We start from the raw sequence: 25,744 nt of genomic DNA, 5'->3' as shown, positions 1-25,744 counted from the left end.
TGTTACAAATATTAAAATGTCGCATTTATTTTAAATCCTATCGGCATTGACCAAGGGGTGACGTTATAGCGCTCAATCCCTTGTTTAAATCCAATGCCCGTTTCTGGTTGGAAAGCCATTTCTGGATCTATCCCCACTTTTGCTTTGGTCCATAAGATCAGGTTGCGTGTATAGATACCCAGGCTTCCTTGTGCGATACCGAGACGGCTCAACCATTTCCCCGATATGTCATAGCTGAAAGAAAGCTCTCGAAGCTTAATAAAAGATGCATCGAATGTCGCCGCATTCATAAAGTCCCAGGGATAATTATCGGAGTATGCAATATACTTAGTCCCCTCAGCGCCTAAGTTTTCAGTATATCCTGTGATGTTCCCCTTATCATCGTATTGGGCAATAACCCCGGGATTAAATACGCCAAAATTTCCAGTGACACCGCCTACATTAACAGGATAGCCGCCATAGGCTTCACCCGGCCCACCAACAATCGGATAACGATTTCCTTGTACACGCACCAAATTATTGTCTATCAAATAATTCCGAAGCGTCTCCCCCGTCATTCCGTTGGGGTTGATCAACTGATCAAGAAAACGTTGTGTGGTCAGGTTAGATTCAAAATACCGATAAGTTTGCGACATGAACTTACCACCAAAACGCATATCTGCAGCAATGTTCATAGTCCACTTCTTATACCGTAAGCTGGATTGCAGCCCCATGGTAAAATCCGGATTAAAGTTCCCGATCTTATTCCTGCTATTATTGATTCGGACAGCCTGCCAAGAACCATTTTTGTTCAGTATAGGAAATCCGTAATATGGTGAGGACTGATCTTCGACAGTCACCAGTTTTGAATCGTATAAATCGCCAATTTCTTCACCAACATAGGTGCGCGCTCCCCCTCTTCCGTCGGTCCAGAAGGTATAGAACTCTACACCTTCGGATAACTCATCGATACGGGTACGGTTGCGGTGCCAGTTGATACCGAGATCCCAAGACCAATGTTCCTTGGCAATAGGTCCTCCCGAAAGGGCTAGTTCGATGCCACGGCTGCTCAATAGTCCAGCATTGATATTTTTGGAATTGAACCCACTTGAGCTCGGGAGTGTCGTGGGGATAATCTGGTTCTTATTCTCCAGCTTGTAATAGGTTCCTTCAAATTTTAAGCGATTATTCCACAAGCCGAGATCCAGACCCATCTCATACGAGGTCGCGATCTCGGGCTTCAGGTTCGGCACCAAAAGTGCTCCGGAACGCGTCAGCTGCAGAACATCCCCCCAACTTCCTGGATTGACCAGTACATTGGACAGGTTATAGGGATAGGTATCGTTTCCGACGCGTGCAATCCCACCCCTCAATTTCATCAAATTGAAGGTTTTGGGCAACTTCAACACCTGATTGGCCAATATACTTAAAGACGCCGAAGGATAAAAATAGGACCGATTGTCTATCGGAAGTGTACTTGACCAATCGTTACGCCCCGTTAGGTCCAGATAAACCATATCCCTGTAACTTAGATTCACCAATCCATATATACTGTTTATCGCTCTTTCTGAGATTGAACTATAAAAGTCCAGATTCAGCGGACTGATGTTCGCCAAGGTATATAGTCCCGGCGTGATCAGCCCGGCACCATTTTTTGATGTGTTTTGAACAGACTTAGCACGGTTGTAGCGCAAATTGCCTCCCAGTGAACCTGTCGCATTGAAATCGCCCTCTTTCCGTGTATAAGTGGTAAGAAAATCAATATTCTGTTCCATATTCATCAGATTGACTATACCGTAGGCACCTCGGGGTTCGTTGGTGTAACTATATGGGATTTTTGTTTCCCTATTTTCCCAATAAACATCTGTGGCATACCGCAACATCGCTGTCCAATCTCGTTTAATCGTCCAATCCAACCGCAGATTGCCAAATACCCGGTCACGAGTAAAAGCATTTGTAACACCATAGGCCAGAAAATAGGGATTGTTATGATTGCCTATTGACTGCGAACGCTGTTGTATTTGTTCCTGTCCGGGGAGCCAATAATCCTTTAGTTCGAGAATATTGATATGCGGCGCGACTTCATAGGCTGCCTGAATGGGATTCGTGCCGCGGTTTCCAGCAGGTCTGTTATTTGAATTATTTCTACTGGCATCCAATGAAAGGCCCAAAGTGAGGCTATTCCGAAGCCGCATAGTCGAATTGATATTCAATGTATTTCGAAAAAGGTCCGAATTGGGAATAATTCCTTTATTTGCCATGTTAGAGTACGAGAAACGATAATCTAATCTTTCGCTGCGGTTACTCAGCGAAATACCGTTGGAGCTTGTGATACCCGTTTGTACAAAATTCTTGATGTTGTTTGGATATGATTTCAATTCCGTTGGGATCGGTTTACCCTCTGCATCAAGTGGGCTATTCCATTGAACAGCTTTATATCCTTTATCCAAAGCAGGCCCAACCATCGCACTCGATTCCTCTTCGATGATTAAATTTCCGGGCTGGTCTCCAGGTCTCCAGGGCATGGTGCCACTTGCGAATTTATTGTGCAGGTCGATAAATTTATAGGGGATATCAAATACGGTGTTGCTATTGACTGCAATGGTCATTTTTTCTGCATTCTTTCCGGTCTTGGTCGTTATCAACACGACACCATTTCCAGCTCTGGAACCATAAAGCGCAGCGGCGCTTGGTCCCTTTAATATGGAGATATTCTCGATATCTTCGGGATTGATATTGGCAATTGCATTACCATAATCGACTTTATTGTCATCCCCGATCTGCCCAATGTTGTTCAAACTATTCATTAATGGTACCCCATCCACCACAAAAAGAGGTTGATTGTCGGTGCTTAAGGAAGACGCACCGCGAATGACCATATTGACCGTCGAGCCTGTTGGCCCTGTCGAACTGATCGAGACTCCCGGAACCTTACCAGCCATACCCACTAAGAAATTATCATTGTTAACACGGTTGAGATCCTCGCCCTTGATCTTGCCGACAGCATAGCCTAGGGAACGGTCCTGACGTTTGATCCCAAGTGCCGTCACCACGACCTCATCCAGCGCATTATTGTTTCCTTTTAAGACCACCTGTCGTACGGCCGTATTGTTTCCGTCCAGCTTTACCTGGTGGAGCTCTCTTTTCTCATATCCAACATGTGTTATCATGAGCTGATATTCACCGGCAGGCAGTTTAATCGTTACTTCCCCCTTTGCATTAGTCAAGTTACTCTGCTCCATCTGGAGTACTTGCACTGAAGCACCAGCTATTGGTTGATGGTCTACATTCAGAATCTGTAGTTTCAGCGGATATGATGTTTGTTTACCTGCATTTCTAACAAGGACAATCCCTCCAGAGACTTTCTTGGACTGTATGTCTGTACCTTTTAAAATATAATTTAACACCTCCTCGAAGCGTGCATTACGGAATACCTTCTCGGTTATTACGATGCGGTCCAACTGGAGAATATTCCGATCATAGCCAATGGCTTGACCAGTTTGCTGCGACAGTTGGAGCACGGCCTGTGCCACATTACCACTATGGAGATGAATATTGATATAGTCTCCTTGGATCAGATGTATGCTATCCATCGACCTAGCATTACTGTTTGTTCCCGACATCGAAAACACCGAACAGAGTGCAAGCTTCGTTGCCAGGCTGATGAGCTTTATTATTTTATACATATATTTGTATGAATGTTTTTAACATGACTTATAAAGGTGCTCTCTGGTCGATTTAGCGGTTTACCGGTTGAGCACTTTTTCTTTGGTAAATTTTCTGCTGCGCGCTGAAAGGCAGCTTATTTGTGTAAGATTATTTCATTTTTTTCCCTCCTAAATTTTAATTGATGAATGGTGCAGATCATACTCAAGACCTGGCCCAAAGACCGAACCTGTGGAATCATCAGTGAGTAGCTAAATTTATCTGTATCGAGGTTTTCGGCAACCAATACAACGCCATAACGGTTATAGACAATTTCTTTAAGCTCCTTGAATCGCACATTACTCAATAGCATTCCTCCCTGTGTCCATAGGTTTACGGTGGTCGGATTCTGATCAAAGATCTCAAAGTGTTTTTCAGCAAGACTGTACCGTACCGCTTGGCCAGAAGTTAGGATATGCTGCTCCCCATTTTCTTCGGCTGACACCTTTACACGTCCGGTTTTAACTTTCACCGTAACCTGTCCCGAAGCCTGCGAATGATTAACATTGAAGGATGTTCCCAATACGGCAACCCTAACAGCCCCTGTGGCTATTGTAAAAGGATGCAAGGTATCACGTTTGACACTGAAGAAGGCTTCGCCGCGATCTAAAAAAATGGTTCTACTTTTCTCGTAGTTTATCTTATCATAGCGAATCTGTGCGTTTCCATTGAGAAAAACAGAAGTGCCATCGGGAAGAAAAATCTCCCGCAACTCACCAGCTTTCGTCACTGTTTGCGTAAGCTGCATTTCGGATACTGTTGCCCCAGAATTAAGCGCTGATTGATGGTCCTGAAAAAATAGAAGTGAAGCGATACCTAGCAAGAGTATCGCAGCAGCAGCGGATAGCCAGCGAATCCGTGGGAGCTGAAACGCCTTTTTTCTTTCGGTCTGTACAAATGGAGCAAGGCGTTTACGCAACTCATCCTTTACGGCATGACGATGGGCCGAATCATGAAATGGATCAATGGCATCGTCTGCAATAGATTGATACCATGCATCTACCCGTTCACGATCCCTGTCGGTCAATTTCCCATGGAGGTAATCTCGTATTATACTTTTAAATTTCTCGATCTTCACTTGTATTATTTTTTATTCTAATACAGGTGAATACCCTCAAAGTACTTTAACGCAACATGTTTTTTATATTAAATAATAATGAAGTAGATAATTACCAATAAAGAGCAGAAAAATAGAATCATGGTCAGCAAATCGTTGCCTCAATTCTTGACGCAGTATCCTTTTCGCATCCGATAAATAATTCTTGACGGTCTGTTCGGCCAGGTTCAGTTCCTTGGCGATTTGCGCGATTGAATAGTTCTCATAACGCATCAAATAAACTGATCGCATTAGCTTGGGCAACCGTTCGATAGAATCATCCACGATCAGCTCTAAAGCTTTGTATTTCGCCAAGCTATGGTCATCTAAATTAGCAAATCGCTCCATCCGTTCGGTTGCTTGGTCTAATACCTGTTTTCGGACCCGTTCAGCTGCATAATAATTAAGCACTTTGTTTTTAACTGATTTATAGAGGTAGGATTTTAAGGAGCTATATTCAGTATTAATGAGATCGCGCTTTTCCCAAATGTGTATAAAAACTTCCTGCACCAGATCTTTTGCAGGAACTTCGTCTTGAAAATGGCGGTAGGCCATTGTGTATAACTCCTCCCAATACAATTCAAAAAAATAGGTAAAAGCTTTGGGATTACCCGCTTTAAAAAGTGATAAATAGTGGTTATCTACATTGGCTTTGGTCGTTTTCACCCTACAAAGATAGTGGCACAAGATTACGCGAATGTTAAGTTTTCCAGAAGATTTCAAACACAATCTTCCCATTTAAATGAGATGGGATCGATATTATACAATAAGCCTTTATTTTTGTTAATAACCATGTTAAGTACCTAAGTATTAAAAGACATTTTGTTGAAAACCTGCCCAGCATCGGGCGGGTAATTTTCTGTGTTTACCTATAAGAAATAATCAATTCAACGTCCGATTTTTTCAGCGTATCATGCAATCGCTTTGTACAAAAAAAATGTTAATAACACTGTTAATCTACTGTATATCAGAATTGTTTTTGTTAATAACATTTTTACAGCATCCTATTAAAAAAACAAAAAAGAATCTATTAAAAAAAATTTATGCTGCTCGCTAAGGGTAAAGCGAAAGTTAGCTGTCATAAAAATAAAGCTTAATCAATATGAAACTAACATCAATCTTAATAATTGCATTGGCGACCCAGGCCACACAATCGCTTGCCCAAGTACAAGATTCGACGAAAACAGACCGGCAGATGGTGACAGAGACTGTCAAAGGCACCATTCTGGACAAAAATACGAGACTGCCACTTATTGGCGCCACGATTATATTATCCGCTAGCGGCAATATAAAATCTGTTAGTACAAATCACCAAGGCTTATTTAGGCTCCTGGACGTTCCTGTTGGACGTCAAGTATTACGGGTACGTATGGCAGGCTATCGACAGGAAGAACTATCAGAACTTCTCATCACCTCTGGCCGTGAGAATATCCTTAATATTGAAATGGAACCACAGGCAAACACCTTAAGCGAAGCTGTGGTTTATGCCAACACCGGAAAGCAGCCTTTAAATCAAATGGCGATGGTCAGCGGGCGCTCTTTTTCTCCAGAGGAGACCAACCGTTATGCCGGAGCTTTCTTTGACCCAGCCAGAATGGCACAAAGTTTTCCCGGAGTTGTTGCCGGTGGTGACGACAACGAGATTATCGTGCGCGGAAATTCACCTAAAAGCTTACAGTGGCGATTGGAAGGTATCGAGATTGTAAACCCTAACCACTTTGGTGCTGAAGGTGCCGCTGGCGGAGGGATTAGTATGCTTAATACAATGGTTTTGGGAAAATCCGATTTCTATACAGGCGGACTAGCCGCGGAATACAACAACGCCATATCGGGGGTATTTGACCTCAGATTCAGAAAGGGAAATACGGATAAACGTGAGTATACATTCAACGTCGGGGTGTTGGGGGTAGGCGCCACTTTAGAGGGGCCTTTCAAAAAAGGAAGTGATGCATCTTATTTAATCAGCTACCGTTACTCCTCGTTGAGTCTATTGGAAAAAGTAGGTGTAAAAGTCTCGGATACCGGTATCCCAAAATACCAGGACCTCTCCTTCAATTTTGTTTTTCCGACCAAGAAGGCCGGAACATTTTCGCTCTTTGGGATCGGCGGTCTCGGAAAAATAAAGGAAACTGCCAAACGTAATTTCCAGGAATGGGAGGAACGTACAGATGCGCAGGACATGAACCTGGGATTTAACGCTGGAAGTGCCGGGCTAAAACATCAATATATCGCCAACGATAGATTGTATTTCAATAACATTATTTCAGCATCAATTAGCCACAATTCCAATAAAACAGATACCCTGACACAGGATTACGTGGCTAGCCTATATCACAAAGATAAATTTACAAATACCGCAATCCGTTATGCCGGTAGCCTGAATTATAGAGCAAACAGTAAAAACACGATCCGTGCCGGTATCAACGCTAGTTTACTTCGCTATGATCTCTATGCCCTCACCTACGATACTGAACTTGCCGCCTTAAAAGAACGGATCAATGAAAAGGGGAATACCAGTACCTATGACGCTTTCGCGCAACTCAAAACTGAATTATCCGATCGTCTGACCTTAAATACTGGGGTGCATGCCAACTATTTTGCCTTAAGCAAGAGTTGGACTGCAGAACCGAGACTGGGCTTAAACTGGAAAGTTGCAGCAGATCAAACGATATCCTTTGGTACGGGGCTCTACAATCGTTTAGAACCGCTCAGCTACTATTTTGCCAAGAGCGGAACCGGTCAAAATACATCCGACAATACAGCGCTATCCCCTACCAAATCTGCACAGGCCGTTATAGGTTATGAAAAAAATCTAAGCCGCACGCTGAGATTCAAAACCGAAGTCTATTATCAACATTTATACAATGTCCCCGTTTCTTCCGACCCAGACATGAACTTTTCCCTGCTCAACGTATCGGATATTTCGGCAATTGGTACATCGACCTATCGTCAGCTGGTCAACAAAGGGACAGGTCGAAATTATGGCATTGAGCTAACGCTTGAGAAATCGCTCAGTAAGGGTTATTATTTTATGGCAACCACCTCTATATTTGACTCCAAATTCAAAGCGCTCAATGGTAAAGAATACAATACCACATTCAACACACGCTATGTCGGCAATCTGTTGCTGGGAAAAGAATGGGCAATAGGACAAAATAAAAATAACCTATTCGGTATGAATACCAAACTGATCTACGCTGGGGGGAGAAAATACTCCCCAGTATTAGAAGAAGAATCGCTACGATTGGATGAAGAAATCATTGATCAGAGCCGGATCAATACGTTAACCGCTGATCCCTATATCCGACTTGATTTTTCATCTAGCTACCGCATCAACCGTAAAAAGGTGAGCCATCTCATTATCTTGGATATTCAGAATATCCTCAACAGAGAAAATACGGTCGGTATGCATTATAATTTCAGTAAAAGGATTATCGAACCCCAAAAATGGACCGGAATTATACCTACCATTAATTATCGGATTGAATTCTAGCGCCCGACAGCGCATCTTGTCCTTCAAATTGTCCTTAAGGAGTGAATAACTTCTTAGGGATAGTTTGCAGATAAGTCCCAAACTGTTCGCAAACGATTGCGATAAATCGCACTCTTTATTCTTGCACAAATAGGTATATTTCAGGAAACTTTATATTGAAGGAGAACTGTCCAAGACAGTCAATGATTCATTTTCAAATAAATTGTGACCACTTCCTAAATAAGACAATGAGAGCATATTTCATCCTACTAGTCATCCTTAGTCATACTTTTTTTCTACGGTTATCCGCGAAGGGCTTCAACATATTGACCAGCAATTTTAAACAAGAGGACCTCAAGCGTAACCTAAATCAGCAGAAATCCTGGATTCCTTATCCAAGTTATTCAGACCGTAAGGCTTGGAATGAGCTGATAGCACCGTTCAGGGATCAGCTAATCGTCAATGGCAATAATGCACTCCACTATCAGTGGCAGGTGGTCAAGGCAACGGATTACCTGGAATATGAACGTTCGGGCAATCGTAGCATAATGGAAAAGCCGATGAATGAAAATTGTACCGCGCTAACAAACTTGCTATTGGCTGAATTAGCCGAAGGAAAAGGACGTTATATCGATCAGATTCTCAACGGTACCTGGCATTTGACGGAAATGTCTACCTGGTCTTTATCCGCACACCTACCGGCTTTTCAATCCAGCAAAAGATCGCTACCACAAGAAAGAACACATGTCGTCGACCTGATGGCGGGTGATGTCGGCTCCTTGCTGTCCTGGATACACTATTTCTTTCGGGATACCTTCAACAGCGTCAATCCCGAAATTAGCTTACGTCTTAAACAGCATATTCAAAAGCGCATAATACAGCCTTATCTGGATCGCAACGACATGTGGTGGCAAGGATTTGAACTCAAAGAAAATCAAGTGGTCAATAACTGGAATCCATGGTGCAATTTTAATGTACTCACCTGTCTATTGCTTGTAGAGGACAATCCAGATACTCAGCTAAATGGCATATATAAAACGATGACCTCAGTCGATCGTTTTATAGACTATATCAAAAAAGATGGCGCCTGTGAAGAAGGCCCATCGTATTGGGGACATGCAGCCGGAAAGCTCTACGACTATCTTAAGATACTCGCCATGGCAACCCAAAACAAGATTAGCATTTTCGACAGACCGCTTATTCGTGATATGGGCGAATATATTTCACAATCATATATCGGTGGTGACAAGTGGGTTGTGAATTTTGCAGATGCCTCAGCCAAGGGCGGTGGTGATCCTTTTCTTATCTATCGCTATGGACAAGATGTACATAGTACCGAAATGATGCAATTTGCACGTTACTTAACAGATCGCAGTGCTAACGATGGAATTTTTAGACCCTCACGGGATATTTTCCGTGCCTTCGAAGACCTACGTTGTTTTCCACAACTCCAGCAGGCAGCACCAGGCCTTCCGGGAAATGCCTATAAGTGGTATCCAGAAACCCAGTTTCTCTATTTGAAAAAAGGCGGCTTTTTCTTCGCGGCCAAAGGTGGCTTTAATAACGAAAGCCACAATCACAATGATGTCGGAAGTTTTATTCTATACGAAGATCAACAGCCCCTTTTTATTGATGCGGGCGTAGGAACCTATAACAAGAAAACTTTTAGCGACCAACGTTATAGCATCTGGACCATGCAGGGTGCCTACCACAATCTGCCCCTTATCAATGGTATTGATCAGGCTTTCGGCAAGGAATACAAAGCTACAGATGTTGTCTTCCGTCCTGAACAGAATAAGTTTCAGCTCAATATCGGAAATGCCTATCCTAAGACTGCTAATATTGAACATTGGAACAGAAGCTATACGCTTGAGGATAGTGGACTGAACATAACGGATGAATTCAAAATAAACAACCCAAGCCAGGCCAATATCATTCATTTTTTGGTTTCAAAAGAACCAAAGATTGCCGATGGAGTAATAAACCTGGGTGACGGTATGGGGACACTTCATTTCAATGCGACTCAGTTCCTTGCATCCTACGATACAATTCCACAGGACGATCCTCGGCTGAGCAAGGTCTGGGGCGGGCAACTGTACCGCATCAATCTCAAAGCCAAAAGCATTAAATCGACAGGGAAGTATACTTTTAATATAAAAAAATAAAGTGAAAGTATCCAAAATCATTGCCGCACAGCATCACGATGACATAGACAGTTAGATTTTTTGTTAAAAAGAACAATACGATTTCGTTAAGTCATTTTTTTTTAGTCCTTTAGAGGAGTGAATCTAATCCGAAACAGATGGAAACAAAGGAGAGAAACCAACTCACAAATATCGCTAAAGTTTTGGTCGGTAATCTACCTAAGGCGACTTTAGGTGCGTGTTTAGAAATACTCGTTCAATATTCTCGGGACATCCCAATGTCACAGCTTTTTAGTTTTGCAGATAAATGGTCTAAGGCGCCAGCACCAATCCCAATGACAGAACTTTGGGAGGATTTCACGAAACTCATTTCCCTTCATCCCGAGCTGGGCTTTGTCGTCATCGAGGGAAAACATATCGCGGATATCCCAAGCTTTTATGCCGAAATCAATCGGGTCTATATGGCCGATGAGAATTGGAAAATTGGAAGTCTGGATGGATTTGATGACCTACTGTATGGTGGATTTGGAAAGCTTCAGGATGCAAAAAAGCACAGCATCATTTGGAAAGACATCGATGACAGTAGAGCGGCATTGGGTATGACCACAACCCTCGCTTACTATCAGGAGAAACTCGCTGCCAACTCGCCATTCAATCAATCTTATTTCCAACAGAAACTAAGCGATCTACAAGCCGGAAAAGGACAGACCTATTTTGATATCGTAGCGGAAATAATACAATCACACCTAAAGATAGAGTGGATTCATAAAACGATTTAAAGATTTCAAAGTGCTATCTTTATTGTACCTAAACAGTATACGATGAAACATATAATTAAGGTATTTTTTCTCTTGACCATGCTATTCCAGCATGCTGCTTATGGAGATAGCCTACTTAAAGTAGCCGTTGCCGGACTCAATCACGACCATGTTTACCTCTTGCTGAACTTATACAAAGAGAAGAAGGTAGAGATTATCGGAATAGCAGAAGCCAACAGCATCCTGGTTGATAAGATTCAAGCGCAATACAATCTACCGAAGTCTGTTTTTTATCCGGATCTCGGTGCATTATTAAAAAAAGTAAAGCCCGAAGTAGTGCTTGCCTACAATCCCACCAATGAACATATTCAGGTAGCAGAAATCTGTCTGCCACTCAAAATACCGGTCATGGTGGAGAAGCCAATGGCAACCACATTGGCTGATGCTAAACATATTGCCACACTCTCTAGGGAAAACAAAACACCTTTTTTGGTCAATTATGAAACGACCTGGTATAAGAGTAACCAGCAACTCAAGCAATTATTGGAGCAAAATGCCGTGGGAACTGTTACACGAATGATTGTAAAGGATGGGCACGAAGGACCAAAAGAGATCGGATGCAGCAGTTATTTTCTTGATTGGCTGACGGACCCACAAAAAAATGGCGGCGGTGCTTTAATGGATTTTGGTTGTTATGGCGCCAATCTAATGACCTGGATCAAGAATGGCGAGCGTCCTATTTCTGTCAGTGCTATAACACATCAACTGAAACCCGAGATCTATCCCAAAGTCGAGGATGATGCGACGATTATCTTAACGTACCGCGATGGCAGTACTGGTATTATACAGGCATCTTGGGCTTGGCCTTATAGTGTAAAAGATCTTCAGGTATTTGGGACAAAGGCCCAACTCTATGCACAAAATGATAAAAGACTGGTGAAATATACACAGCATAATGAGAAGCCAACTGTCATCCCAACGGATCAACCTTATTTTGAAAATCACATCCAGTATTTGGAGCACGTCTTAAGCAGAAATCAACAGTCTGAAGCAGATCTAGGCTCCATTAGTAACAATGTAACGGTGGTTGAGATTTTGGAAGCTGCAAAGCGTTCCGCAAAAGAGGGAAAGACGGTAACATTAAATTGATCTTTCACGCAAAAAGGTATGTGAATATCATCATTCACATACCTTTTTTACTTATATACCAACAAGATTTGACAATTTCATATGGAGACTCATTGTATCGTATCCCATCAATGTCCTAAGAATTATTTACTACGGATCCAAAGGTTCATCAGGATCGATTATAAATGCTTCTTCCCTCGCACGAAATTCGATGACAACATCCGAAATTCGTTTTCCAAGACTGTAGGGAACATATCCCAATTCACGTATACAACGGTCGGCCATTTTTTCTACCGCATCGATATGTACCTTACTGCTGTTGACAATGGCAAATTTATCTTTAGGAAATCCATAGTTCAGTAGTATACGGGCAGTATTGCGCAGATTTGTTGTCGTATGGCGGGCATGCGGATCGATCAAGATCGCTTGTTCCGGCACTCCCATTACATTCATTAGATATTTTTTCATCTCGATCGCTTCGATATAAGCTGTTTTATACGGATGTACCCTTCCGCCGGAAAGGACAACAAAAGGGGCCAATTTTTCAAAATAACTACGGGCTGCCATGCGTGCACGTAACATTCCGCCCGGACTGATCGGCTGTCCATAGATTTCTGGCCCTGCACCCAGAGTCAGCAACAGGCTGTAAGGGTAGGCTGAAAAATCCGTTTTTTTCACTTGTTCAAACGCCTTTTTATTTTCCAGTGTTATCAGTGGCTCTAATTGCGCGGCATCCCAACGTTCATTGACTTCAAGCAGCCTTACTGCTGTCATCATTGTCATAAAAAGCGCCTCCTTACCTGTCGGAATATCTTTTAGCACATCCTGACGTATATCATCCAAAAGCTGAAGGTAAGCCTTACGATTCACATCAAAAGAAATTGAATCAATCTTAGGATAGTTGGGCTTCTTGCCACCGCCATAGACATCAACAACATAGTTCATGGCACCAAAGTCCTGTAACAGCGCTTTCTTAAGATACACTTTTGCAGTCTCATCCCTGGGTATACCGTAAGCCTTTGATGGCATCAAAGCTGATTCAACCAGTCCAGCCAATTTCCTGTTGGCCTTGGTCTGACTGGAAATTTGTTCAGCCAAGAGTTCGATCTCGGAATCTTTCCATTTAAAAGCTTCCAGAAAACAGCTGAGATCTTTGCAATGATCACTTTGCTTAAAACGGTCAACCCGCTGGTTCAACAATGCTGAAACAGCTGGAGACGCACAAAGCTGCTGTGTTAAGGCGGAATCCTTTAGCAACAGATAGGTTGCATAATAATTTTTACGGATTACCCAGTCCTGAGGTCCAGCGGGATCTTGGAGCTGGCCTTTGGAAATATACATTCCGCATATTCCCAAAGTCAACAAAATGATCTTTTTAATGATACCTGTCATCTCCGATTCTATTAATAACCAGGATTTTGATACATACGCTCTGGATCCAATTTATATTCATCGAAAGGAATTGGATAGTACCGATCCTTTGTGGATAAATTGGAGATTTTAGCGTTCCCATAATCCGCCTGGTTTTTAGTTTTAAAGTACGTCACCAATTCCTGCGGATTATAGTTCCGGATTAAATCAAACCAACGTTGATTTTCGAAAGCCAGTTCCACACGGCGCTCGTGCAGGATCGCCTCCTTTAATGTCGGATACTTTGTACGATACTCATTGTTTAGGATTGATGTCGCGTATGAAGGCAGTCCAGCACGTTCGCGTACCTGATCCAATAGCGCAATAGCCTCAGTTTCTTTACCCAGATGGTATTTTGTTTCAGCCAATAATAACATCACATCGGCATAACGGATCAAGATCCAGTCATTACCACCCCATCCGTTGGTTCCTGCAGCATCACTAATATCTCTGAATTTGGTTACAAACCAATCGTTGACCTGAGGATCATTTGCAAATTTGACTGAAAAATCTTTTCTTAAATCCTGCGGCTCATAATCTTTGATCAAATCTAACTTGACTACTTCCCCAACACCAGTAGACGGATATTTTGAGTTTATGGTATCCCCCTTAGCTTGGTAATTACGTGCGATACTCGAACTGAAATTTTGGTCGCCTTGTTTATATTGAATTTGAAAAACAAGCTCTTTACAGGTATTTTTTTTTGTTAGATCAAATACTTCTGTGTAAGGGATCTCACTCAACTTACCGAAAGTCCGCATGCCATAGGATGCGCTAAGGTATTGCTCTGCTTTTGCGAAGTTTTCAGCGCTTCCAACCGTTTGTGTTGCGCCTAATGTTAAGTATACTTGTCCTAGAATTGCATTTATGGCAGCCTTAGATGTTCTGCCGACCACATATTCCTTTTGTGTGTTAGGCAGATTACTTGACAAAGCTTCGGTAAGATCTTTTATAATTTGTTCATAGACGACTGCTTCTTTTTGACGAAATGCGAGCTCATTCGCCTGTTCCTTACTGGTCACCTGCACCGTTGACAGTGGAATATCGCCAAATTTACGCACCATATGGAAATACAATAAGGCCCGCACAAATTTTGTTTCTGCCATATAGCGCTGCTTCAACGCTTCACTTGAGAAAGTGACTTCATCGATATGCGTGAGGATTACATTACAACGGCTAATCCCTGCATACATCGCGGCCCAATGTGTTTTCAGGTAGGTGTTACTTGGTAACAACGAAAAGTCATTGAACTGGAATGGTTCACCGGCATTGGATTGATTATCATTACGCCCTGTATTATCAGAACGTTCTTCGTTGTATAGTGTACTCCCCTCGCCGATTGTGCTGCCCGAGCGCAGGGTTTGATATAAGCCATTGACAGCTAAAAGCACGTCATTCTCCGACTTAAAATAGTCTTGAATCTGAATCGCATTCGGATCTTTTTGATTTAAAAAGTCCTTGCTACATGATAACAGCGAAAACAACACAAGTGGGAATAAATATCTTTTTTTCATTGAAGTATTTTTTAGTAATGCAGCTATGCGATCTTCCGTGATTGAAAAATCATAACTGCGCCATGAGTATATATTAGAAAGTTACTTTTACACCAAGATTATAGGATCTGACCAATGGATAAAGTCCATAATCTACACCCGGCGTCAAATTACCCCGTTGGTTGTAATCCGGTTCCGGATTATAACCTTTGTATTTGGAAATAGTAAATGGATTATCGACAGTAGCATACACGCGTATGCCTGACAGGCTCAATTTTTCTGCGATGGTCTTTGGCATATTATACCCTAGGGAAATATTGGTCATGCGTAAAAACGAACCATCCTGAAGATAGAAATCCGACAGACGCGTACTGTTACTCTGTGTGCCACCACGGGAAGCACGATAGACCTTGCCATTACCCGGATTTTGTGCCGAGCGGTAACGTTGAGCAACATCGGCATACTGATTGCCCGAACCCTCCATGTTATAGAGGTAATAATCATAGCCGTCCAATACCTTATTTCCTTGGGAACCGTTAAATGAAGTACGTAGGTCAAAAGATTTAAAGCGTGCATTTAATGCAAAGCCATAGGTGAAGTTTGGATGCGGATTACCGATCACCCGTTTGTCTGCATCATTAACAATACCGTTTCCATCGACGTCCTCAAAATAAAGGTCACCGGGTTGCAGCGGCGTAGATGAAGCTGCTGATGGCGCTACTGATTTGTAATTGTCCTCTGTTGCCACGCCAAGAACTTTAAAGCCATAGAACATACCGATTGGGCTTCCTTCCTGTGTGATATGGGTCAAGTAGGAGCGTTCGGCACCGTTGGTCAAGATCGTTGACGATCCACCCAAATCCAAAACTTTATTGCGGTTGACGTTAATATTTCCACTGATGCCCAATTCAAATTCACTTTTACGGATCAATGTCGCGTCCACCTGTAAGTCAAAGCCTTTGTTTTGTACTTTGGAATTCGGCAAATTGGTCAAAATTGTCGTTGATCCGGATACCGCAGAAATAGGTTGGTCGAACAATAAATTAAACGAACGGCTCAAATAAAAATTAGCCATTACATTCAAACGCCCTTTCAGGAGTCCAAGATCCAACCCTGCATTATATTGAGAAGTCGTTTCCCAGCTCAAATTAGGATCATATAGATCACCGGCAGTATATGCCGTACTCACTTTATCACCTAAGATCACACCTGCAGGGGAATTAAACACAGATACAGAGCGATATTCTCGGATATTATTGTTACCGCTACGTCCCCAGCTTGCTCTCAATTTCAGCGTAGACTGCTGTCCTAACCAATCCGTATAAAAGTCCTCTTTGGAAATTGTCCAGCCTCCAGAAATGGAAGGGAAAGTTCCCCATTTATTATTTGGGCCGAAGCGCGAAGAACCATCCGTCCGGATGGAGGCTGAAAGGAAATATTTCGAATCAAAGCTATAGTTTACCCTGCTGAAATACGATTGAAGTGTTGTAATACGTTTGAAAGTATCGTCCTTTAATAGTTGAAAATTGGAGGGGTCAGCACCTTTATCGGTGATTTCACCAATAGCATTGCTATTAAATCCATTGGCTCTTACACCTTGATAATCGAAATCCGTTCGTTGTGCAGAATAACCTAACAATGCAGAAATCTGATGTTTCTCACCAAAAGTCTTGTTATAATTTAATGTCGTTTCAAGGAGCTTATCTACCTCATTTTTGGTTTTGGCATCCGCATAGGCAGCTGTGATTGCTTGCGGAGAATAAGGTTTATTATTTCCGTCAGAAATACTTGTTGGGCGGAAATAATCGTATTTTTCATCATAGGTAGATAATCCACCATTCACTTTGAGATTTAATCCATCGATAATCGAAAAGTCCGCGAAGGCATTATACAATCCTTTTTTACCACGACGGTTATTTTTGACCTGAGTCACATAAGCCAATGGATTTTCGGGATTCTGGATACCATAATTATTTGCAGAAAGCCCGGCCATTAAGTATTGGGCATAAGAACCATCCTCGTTATATACGGGCAATGTAGGAAGATAGATTAGCGCTGCCATCGAAGGGCTGCGGTCATACCGACCAGTGGTCACTTCGTTGTTGTCGTTGTAAGTAAAGGAAACATTGGCTCCGACAGTGAGTCTTTTACTAACCTTACTGTCAATATTAGCTCGGAAGTTAAATACTTTTTGATCTGTACCCAACATGATACCTTGTTGGTTTTGATACGAGCCACTTAGAAAGTAGCGATTTTTTTCATTGCCACCATAAGTGGAGAGATTATGCCGTTGGAAAGGTGCATTACGGTAAAGGGCATCCTGCCAATCGGTATCGTATTTGGATTTTTTAGCGGTACCTGTTGCAAAATCATAATATTCTTCAGGAATACTGACCGAACCAGCATTTCCGACATTGGCGATACGGGTTTTATTATCATCATAACGGCGGCTGTCATTCCAAGTAATTCCTTTGGCAGCCAATAGGTCTTTATAAGAGTTGTTACGACCATCAATCAAAAGGTCGATAAACTGTTCGGCATTCAAAACATCAATTTTCTTAGAGAGCTGACCAAAACCACCCAGCACTTCATAATCGACATTGTTTTTCCCCTCTTTACCGCGCTTTGTCGTGATCAATACCACACCGCCTGCCGCACGGGATCCATAGATGGCAGCGGATGCCGCATCCTTGAGGATATCTATAGATTCAATATCATTGGGATTAATATTTAAATTATTTCCAGCGGGGTATCCATCGATAACATAGAGTGGATCCGAACCAGCGTTGATAGATCCCATACCACGCACACGGATTTTTGTTCCATCATAAGGAGCACCACTGGTTTGCATTACCTGTACGCCAGCCACTTTTCCAACTAAAGCCTGTGATAGTTTTGGCGCACTGAGGTTTAGTTCTTCCGCTTTGACGCTGGCAATTGCACCGGTAACATCGGATTTCCGTATTTTCTGATAACCGATCGAAATCGTCACTTCTTCAAGCGTGTTTTCATTGTCCTGTAGCGCGAAGACCTGTCCGTTTGATTTCGCAATAGGTTGGACGAGATTGCTAAATCCAACATAAGAAATACTAAGTTGATCACCGATTTCCGCATCGATTTGAAAATTTCCTGCTTCATCGGATTGAACCGACTTTTTACTTTTCAGATTTTGGATCGTTGCCCCCGAAACTGCATGGCCCTGTGCATCGACCACACGGCCTCTAACAGGATTTTGTACTAGTAGGAATTGCGAATTGGTGAGTGTGAGAGGTCTGGCTTGAACAGCGGATGAGCTTGCTGCAATGGCACATAACAACCAAAAGACATTGTTGGTTTTAATTTTCATAAGTAGTGCATTTGATTTACGGGTACAAGGTTACAAATGCAATATGAAGGCAGTATCAATAAAAGGTTAATAGTTTTTAACTAAACCGAGTTAGCACACAACTAATCCTTAACAAAAGGATAACACTAGGAAAAGCACTTAGCTCCTCTTCTTCGCAAAGAGCGCGCGAAGTAACAACCGCAACAGCATATACATAACTACTGCAAAAAGGATATTACCGATCAGTTTGAGTGGTTCAAAATTTTCGAAGCTAGCATATTCATCGCTTTCGACATTGTAGCCTGTCCCGCTTGAATAGAACTCCCATGGAAATCCTATTGTTAACTTGCCATCCACAGGTTGGTCATTCTGATAAGAAATGACAGTCAAAACAGCAAAAATACAAATGGTACCAGCCACTCCTTTCAAAATAGTTGGTACCATTAATGTTCTATTGCCAGGAATCATTGTATTCATTGGGATAAATATAATGATTGTTTTTCTACTCAGCGCCAGCCATTTAATAAATACTGTTTGTGGCTAGCTTACTGAAAATCCGGCAAGAAAAAAGAATAGCTATTTTCGATATTTCTGACAACGAGTTTATTTTGTTGAATAAAGCTATACAGGACATTTTTGAGATGTCGAGGTAAAATCTGTAAATGAACAAGACCGGTGCGTTCGACCTGACGAAACATTTGCAACGCTGTGGCACCATTTTCAAAGTATTTATTTTCCAGTAATGCTTCCAGTTTTTGCCGGACATGAAGCATAGCATCCGATTCAAGTTGAAGATCTTTCTCGGCTTTCCATTCCTCAAATCTCAAACCTGGCGCAGGAGGCTTTTTTTTACCCGTTGAAAAGGTCCAAGGCACCTCAATGGAATAACTCCATTTCACCACATCCTCTTCGATTTTAAGACGTACCAGGCGCTCTTGAGAAACTTCATATTCTTCTCGATGGAATTCCATCGTTTCGATCCATGAACTTGTATATATCCGATCGAGAAGAGGCGATTGTTGTGCTAAAAAATTTCGGACCTGAAACATTTTCTCAAAATCGAGATAGGCATGATCGGGCTTGCCCAATAAGAATGAAAGCTCTTCGGGCCGCCACTCTTTTTCTATCCGCCGCTTGAGATAGGTATACCAAAGTTGGAAATCATGTGAATACATCATTCCAGCGTAGGAAGTTTTTATTGTAGATTCGGTATTCATAAATTAAGTTTATAATTGGTTACTCAAATAATTTAAGCAGTTCTTCTTTACTAATAGACTTCATCAGGTTGGCTTCATCCAAAATCACTCCTTCAGCCACTCGTTTTTTACTTTCTTGAAGTTCCAAAATCCCTTCTTCGACAGAATCCCGGCAAACAATCTTATAAGCCATCACATGTTTATCTTGACCAATGCGATAACAACGATCTATTGCCTGAGCTTCAGCCGCTGGATTCCACCAAGGATCCAAAATGTAAACGTAGTCCGCAGCAGTAAGATTCAAACCCGTTCCACCAGCTTTTAAGCTGATTAGAAAAACACGGCATGTATCTTCATTTTGAAATCTTTCAACCGCTGATTGCCGTTGCTCCTGGTTCATCCTACCATCGAGATAGGTGTACCCTATATTGTACTTTTCGATCCGTTGACCGACGAGTTTGAGCATAGAAGTATAGGATGAAAAAAGAAGAATCTTATGATTGGGAGCTACTTCTTCCATGATTTCATCAATAAAATCCAATTTGATAGATTCATTGGCTAAACCGCCATCTTTCATTAATACGGGTGAATTACACAGCAGTCTTAATTTCTGTAATGCCTCTATGGCCAAGAATTTGGATTTTGAAGAGTCTTCTCGGTTTAAATTCTCTTCAATTTCCTCTCGATATTTTTTACGATAGTTATCATAGATTCTCCGTTGCCCGTCTTGCATATCCAAATACAGAATAGTCTCCGTTTTATCTGGTAAATCTATTGCGACCTGCTTTTTGGTTCTCCTCAGAATAAATGGAGCAATCATCTTTTGCAAATTCATGAGTGGCGTATCGACTTCCTCCCCCTCTCCCATAGACTTAAACATTTTATTAAAATTTCTGTAATTCCCAAAAAAGCCGGGATTAACCATAGTCATTTGTGCGTAGATGTCCTGAATACCATTTTCAATTGGCGTGCCCGTCATCGCAATTCGAAATAACGCTTTAATGGAGAAAAGGTATTCGAACCGTTTAGAATTTCGATTTTTTACCATCTGAGATTCATCCAAAATCATATAACTGAATGATTGAGATTGAAGAAAGGAAAAGTCTGTCATCGCTGTCCCATAGGTTGTCAGCACAATTGATGCTTTTGCTAATGTCTCTTGCTCTTTTCTTTTCATACCATGATAAACATAATAACTTCGTTCCGGAACAAATTTTTCAATTTCATTTTGCCAATTGAATAGCAATGAATTAGGAACAATAACAATGGAAGGGTCTGCGTCTGGATTATTTTGATAATAGTATTCCAATAAAGTAATTACTTGTAATGTTTTTCCAAGTCCCATATCATCCGCCAGAATACCACCCCATTGAAATTCTTGGAGGAATCCCATCCAACTAAAACCAACCCTCTGATAGGGTCGCAACGTTGCTTTGACAGTATCCGGAACATCTAATAAAGGTATTTCTGCCATATTAGCCAATTTATCGCGACGATCTCTCGTACCATCATTAATAATCCTGGGATCTATTTTCTCCAATTGTGTTTGAAAAGAGATCAATTGGGCCGAAGTCAAAATAATGTATGGATCTTCTACACGGGCTTGACCAAATAGAGGTATAAAAAGTGATTTCAACGAGTCGCTGATATAGATATGATCCCCATTAGTGATTTTGAACCAATTTTTCTTTTCAAATAAATACTGTTCAAACTGAGTCGGTTCTAATACTAATTTCCCCAGTTTAAATTTTATGTTGATATATAATAAATTTGATTGAGACTTCAGTCCCACCACTTCCCATTTTAAAGAGAAAGGATAGTAACTCGATCCTTTAACTAATCCCGTAAGTTTAAGCGTTATCTGATGATCTTGACATGCCTTTCGAAGATTATTTATCCAATTTGTTCGGGAAATTAGGGATGTTCGCAGCTCCCAAGTATGGGCGGAAACCTGTTCTTCAAAAGATTCGTGTTGATTTTTGATAAAATTGCTAAAGGCCGACTCATCATCAATATTGCGCTCTTGAACCTGAATTTCATTATCTATGTAAGTTAAAACAGTAGTACTAGGCATCTCAACAATAGGCAAAGTAACTGTCCCAAAATCAATAAATGCCCGTAATCGTAATAATTCGTCGTTTAGAGAAACTTCTAATATTTTTGTTTCTTCAATTTTCTTTCCTACTGATGTTTGAGCTTGAAGGATCTCATTTCTGTATTCTACAGGGAATTTCTCCGCTATCGGATGTAATATTTCCTCATAGAATTTGCCAATATCCTGTCGCAAAACAAAAATTTTGAATGCCGAATGCCGAAATTGATTCAGCAATTTTCCAATTTGTAAATCGTCAATAAAAAGCACATTCTTGGATCCCAGCTCCATAAAGAAACTATGCACATCGCTCAGAAACTTTATTTTCTTCAACAAATTACCTTTATAATAGCTTAGTACTTCCATCAACAAACCTTCTTGGTTTTCGATGACTTTAATCTTAAGTTTAAGATCACCATTAGCTATTTTCAGTTTACGCGATTGATTGAAATTGGAGCTATAGCGGAATTGGCAATTTCTTAGGCCAAAATTGTTCGTATTGGAGTTAAAAAAGATCACCTCATCCTGAAATAATTGATTTGACACAAGATCTCTCCATAAATCCATTATTCGACAATTCCTTTCATTCTTTTCTATAAATGAAAGTTCATCCGCCTCATTGAAACGAAATGCAAAAATCCCTAGCTCCATGATTTTTTTTGCTACGGTATCCAGCATCATTTCATGGCAGGAAAGATGTTTCGGATGTGGCATGTCAACCTTTAACAAATAACTTTCTTTGAAAACGTTTTTCTTATTATTTTCACTTAAAAATGGGAGTAAAAAAGGCAATTGATCAATCGTATTATTGATCGGAATAGCAACGATAAATTTGCCTTCTGACTTAGGAATTGGAGGTTCAATTGGACAGATTTTATTGCTAGCTGTATGGCATATCTCCTGAGGTGTATGAAAACCATAAATGCTACCATGATCTTCTGTTGCATTGATTTCAATTTTCGTTATCCCTCTGCGTTCGTTCTTAAGAGACAAATTAAACAGTTTGCGTTGATTAGAATGCGGTTTAAACCATTTTGGATCATATAGATGAGAAAAATAATATTTATTACTACTTAACTTTTCGCGCAATAAGCTATAGGTATGTTCACATAATGCAGCACTCGCTCTTCCACAAGAACAACTTGCTTTTAAATGCTCAGCCGTCAACCTGATTAGGATACGAATATTTCCCTTTCCCTTAGAAAAACCTTCGAATAAATACATATTATTAAAAACACTTTCTTCCAGTAGCATTTTAAAATCCCAATCAAATTTTGCAGATCTTTCGTTAAAAAATCCTTTAAGATAAACAAGCGACAGTGACTTTCCTTCTTTGCTTTGCCATGGAATCGTTGTCCCTATTTCATTTTTCATTGATTTATGTTTAGTTATAATGGTTTTAAATTTTTGAATCTACCGGACTTCGGTGAGGACCTAATGTTTCATAGTAAGCTTCAATTTATTTAAGCTGGGATTTCTTTTCCATATACGCCAAACTCTGCTCGCACAGATCAGTAAAGAAGCATCCAACTGCTTTGGCCTTAGACTCAAAATAGTCCATATCGAGCTGGGCTAATTCTTCAGGAAGTTCATAGACGCGCCCTTTCATTACTTTTAATATCTCGCTGTTCAGTATTTCTTCCAAAGAGCCGTGGGGTTCAAAAAATGCTTTTACTTTTTTATCACAGATGCAAGTCCATTCGATCAGGTCCTCTATCGTAGCATTGGGCGGAGCATAACCGATCCGTAAATAAAGGTAGCTATGCAGTCCTATTGACACCAATTGGTTCAACAGGAGCGCTGCCAATTGCCTACTGGAAGAATGCCCTCCAGACATGATTTCCACGAGATCACGTATAAGTTTTAAATTGCGTATCCAGGTATTTTTGGTTTTTACCAACGTATCCGACCAATTGATGGGACAAATAAAATAAGTCGGTTTATAAGCTGGATTTCGATAAAGCACAACAGACTCATTCCATATCGTTTGGGAGAAGCGGCTTCCTTTGCTCAATTTTGTCTCTATAAAATTGGTATTTAAAAATACGACCACAGCCGTCACATGACCATATGAAACTTTTCGAAAGTAGCTTGACCCGATTTTCTTTTTGATCACGGCCAGATAGATCGCCGCTGTCCCACTTTCTTTCCTTGGATAATCAAATAATCCTTTCCCACTGGCATTGCTTGCATAGTAATTGAGCAACATGATCTGTTCAGGTTGATTTTCCTGACGAATCTGATCTAGCAAATGATAGATATCCGATTGATACTGCTCCGGCCATGGAAACGCATGGAAGAAAGGTTCGTCTTGCTGCATTATGGTTTCCCCCGCTTCGACACATTTGCCGGATACGGCGGTTTTGTCCTCTCTTATCTTCTGAGTTTCCACCACCAGTGATTTTTCATATCCCGTTTGGAGGCCCTTTATAAAGCTCAAATACAGTTGTTCAACCACATCAAGAATAAATGTACAGTGATCATAGAGCCAAGACGCATCACATACCGAAATTTCCATATCCTTATTTTGCTTCACCGCATCGAAGGCACTATCCAATAGTTTGAAGCGCTCCTTTTCATCTTCATTCTTTCCTATTATCGATTCCCTTAGCATAGAAAAGTGCTCATTGAGGCTCTTAATCCTGTTATTGATATGATGGACATTATTCGCTTTCCCATCGATCATAATCTGCAAAAAACGCAAGTGGTTTTCCACGCTTTGGTGCAACATAAATACAGCTCTTTGATAGTTTCCTTGTTCGGCAAACATTTCGGCACCCTCAAGAAAACTTTTGGAAACAGGCAACATCTTTTGATAATGTTCTTCAGCAATTTCCAAAACACTCTTTAATTCTTTAGCGCTAAGGGGTGGATTTTTTTTCTTATTGGCGAAATGAATATTATACGCAGGTAAGGAAGCATATGAATAATATAAACTGCCTGTTTTTATCTTGCTGAGCATTTCGCCAATTGGCACTAATTCGAAGGAAACATTCTCCTGATCCATCAAACATAGCTCCACTATAGGCTTTAACACCTTATGCGAAAGACCGCTAACGGGCCTGAGCGCTAGAAGTAAATGATAATATTCCTGATCCAAAAACTGGTATTTAACAAGATAAACGCGATCGAGATCCATACGCTCGGATAGACGATCAATGATCAATTGGCTATTAATTTCCATTCCAAAACATGATTTTTAGGTAAAAAATGGCGCAACAGATAGCTCAACAAAGACTGTTGATAGCTATAATTGCACATAACAAACACTTAATTTGTAAAAAAACAGTAGTTGTCACCAAGGAGACGAAATAGGGTTCAAGACGGTAATAAACATAAACGTTTGCCCCTTGGTCTATTAGGAAGTGCCAATCTGGAAATCAAAATGTATTGAAATATTCATCAAGCGAAAAAGTTATTGTCCGCAGTTGGCAATTGAACGGATATAACAGTTTGTAATCCTCTTACAGAAAACAAATAGCAATACATTATTATAGTTTATATATACAAATATATGCATAAACAAAAATAAATACAAATATTATTTATAATAATAGGATTGCATTTTCAATTTTAACCTTCCTCTGCTTATCCCTAGAAAAGTGTAGTCTACCCACGCGATAATATACCCTAATAGCTAGTTCAATATAACACCATTATCCACAATAAAATGCTAAACACCTCCTTTAGGAACGAAGGTTACGTATCGTAAACAAAATTCAACGAATCATAAATAAATCTAAAATTAACACCTTACTTCCTCGATTTTTAGATAGATTTATATAACAAACTGAACAATGATATCTATCAAACGTAAAAGGAGATCTTCATCGAGAAACCTTCTTACCAATTTGGCTATGATAATGATTAATAGTTTTTACCAACATACAGATCGATGCGGCTACCGCAATAACTCATTGACGACATTAGCGTAAGGCCCAATATC

At 40.9% G+C, this 25,744-nt stretch carries 14 protein-coding genes; 4 read left to right on the top strand and 10 right to left on the bottom strand.

Annotated features, from left to right (window positions below; genetic code table 11):
* Window positions 1-11: 11 nt before the first annotated feature.
* The 3 genes from B4A24_RS17120 to B4A24_RS17110 form a co-directional block, all read right to left on the bottom strand.
* Window positions 12-3,665 (bottom strand): SusC/RagA family TonB-linked outer membrane protein, encoded by a 3,654-nt coding sequence (locus B4A24_RS17120; RefSeq protein ID WP_293946281.1) that lies wholly within the window; start codon window positions 3,663-3,665, stop codon window positions 12-14.
* A 116-nt stretch (window positions 3,666-3,781) separates the two neighbouring features.
* The gene (locus B4A24_RS17115; RefSeq protein ID WP_293946280.1) at window positions 3,782-4,762 is read right to left on the bottom strand and encodes a FecR family protein; all 981 of its coding nucleotides are present in this window, start codon (window positions 4,760-4,762) and stop codon (window positions 3,782-3,784) included.
* A 63-nt stretch (window positions 4,763-4,825) separates the two neighbouring features.
* Window positions 4,826-5,446, bottom strand: a complete 621-nt coding sequence (locus tag B4A24_RS17110; protein ID WP_293946279.1) for an RNA polymerase sigma factor — start codon at window positions 5,444-5,446, stop codon at window positions 4,826-4,828.
* A 436-nt stretch (window positions 5,447-5,882) separates the two neighbouring features.
* On the opposite strand from B4A24_RS17110, the gene B4A24_RS17105 reads away from it, so the two are divergent.
* The 4 genes from B4A24_RS17105 (at window position 5,883) to B4A24_RS17090 (ending at window position 12,303) form a co-directional block, all read left to right on the top strand.
* Window positions 5,883-8,273 carry a TonB-dependent receptor gene (locus B4A24_RS17105; RefSeq protein WP_293946278.1) on the top strand — a complete coding sequence of 797 codons (2,391 nt, stop codon included), beginning with the start codon at window positions 5,883-5,885 and terminating at the stop codon, window positions 8,271-8,273.
* Window positions 8,274-8,500: 227 nt separating this feature from the next.
* Window positions 8,501-10,417, top strand: coding sequence for a heparinase II/III domain-containing protein (locus tag B4A24_RS17100; RefSeq protein WP_293946277.1), 1,917 nt, complete (start codon window positions 8,501-8,503; stop codon window positions 10,415-10,417).
* 137 nt (window positions 10,418-10,554) lie between these two features.
* Entirely contained in the window at window positions 10,555-11,175 is a 621-nt protein-coding gene (locus tag B4A24_RS17095) for a hypothetical protein (protein ID WP_293946276.1), read from the top strand.
* 42 nt (window positions 11,176-11,217) lie between these two features.
* A complete protein-coding gene (locus B4A24_RS17090; RefSeq protein ID WP_293946275.1) occupies window positions 11,218-12,303 on the top strand; it encodes a Gfo/Idh/MocA family protein in 1,086 nt (361 codons plus the stop codon).
* A gap of 129 nt (window positions 12,304-12,432) precedes the next feature.
* Here B4A24_RS17090 and B4A24_RS17085 read toward each other — a convergent pair whose 3' ends face one another.
* The 7 genes from B4A24_RS17085 to B4A24_RS17055 form a co-directional block, all read right to left on the bottom strand.
* A complete protein-coding gene (locus B4A24_RS17085; protein WP_293946274.1) occupies window positions 12,433-13,674 on the bottom strand; it encodes a YdcF family protein in 1,242 nt (413 codons plus the stop codon).
* An 11-nt stretch (window positions 13,675-13,685) separates the two neighbouring features.
* Window positions 13,686-15,206 (bottom strand): RagB/SusD family nutrient uptake outer membrane protein, encoded by a 1,521-nt coding sequence (locus B4A24_RS17080; protein ID WP_293946273.1) that lies wholly within the window; start codon window positions 15,204-15,206, stop codon window positions 13,686-13,688.
* A 73-nt stretch (window positions 15,207-15,279) separates the two neighbouring features.
* Window positions 15,280-18,531, bottom strand: coding sequence for a SusC/RagA family TonB-linked outer membrane protein (locus B4A24_RS17075; RefSeq protein ID WP_293946272.1), 3,252 nt, complete (start codon window positions 18,529-18,531; stop codon window positions 15,280-15,282).
* Window positions 18,532-18,669: 138 nt separating this feature from the next.
* Window positions 18,670-18,987 carry a hypothetical protein gene (locus B4A24_RS17070; protein ID WP_293946271.1) on the bottom strand — a complete coding sequence of 106 codons (318 nt, stop codon included), beginning with the start codon at window positions 18,985-18,987 and terminating at the stop codon, window positions 18,670-18,672.
* Window positions 18,988-19,055: 68 nt separating this feature from the next.
* On the bottom strand, window positions 19,056-19,727 hold the full coding sequence (locus B4A24_RS17065; protein ID WP_293946270.1) for a hypothetical protein: 672 nt from the start codon (window positions 19,725-19,727) through the stop codon (window positions 19,056-19,058).
* Window positions 19,728-19,746: 19 nt separating this feature from the next.
* Window positions 19,747-23,172 (bottom strand): DEAD/DEAH box helicase, encoded by a 3,426-nt coding sequence (locus B4A24_RS17060; protein ID WP_293946269.1) that lies wholly within the window; start codon window positions 23,170-23,172, stop codon window positions 19,747-19,749.
* Between the two features lie 85 nt (window positions 23,173-23,257).
* Entirely contained in the window at window positions 23,258-24,982 is a 1,725-nt protein-coding gene (locus B4A24_RS17055) for a hypothetical protein (protein WP_293946268.1), read from the bottom strand.
* Window positions 24,983-25,744: the final 762 nt, after the last annotated feature.

The organism is Sphingobacterium sp. UBA7249 (genome assembly GCF_002472835.1).
In the GTDB taxonomy this organism is placed as follows: Bacteria; Bacteroidota; Bacteroidia; order Sphingobacteriales; family Sphingobacteriaceae; genus Sphingobacterium; species Sphingobacterium prati.
Note: the sequence above shows the minus strand (reverse complement) of the source record. Positions and strands in the feature narration are given on the sequence as shown.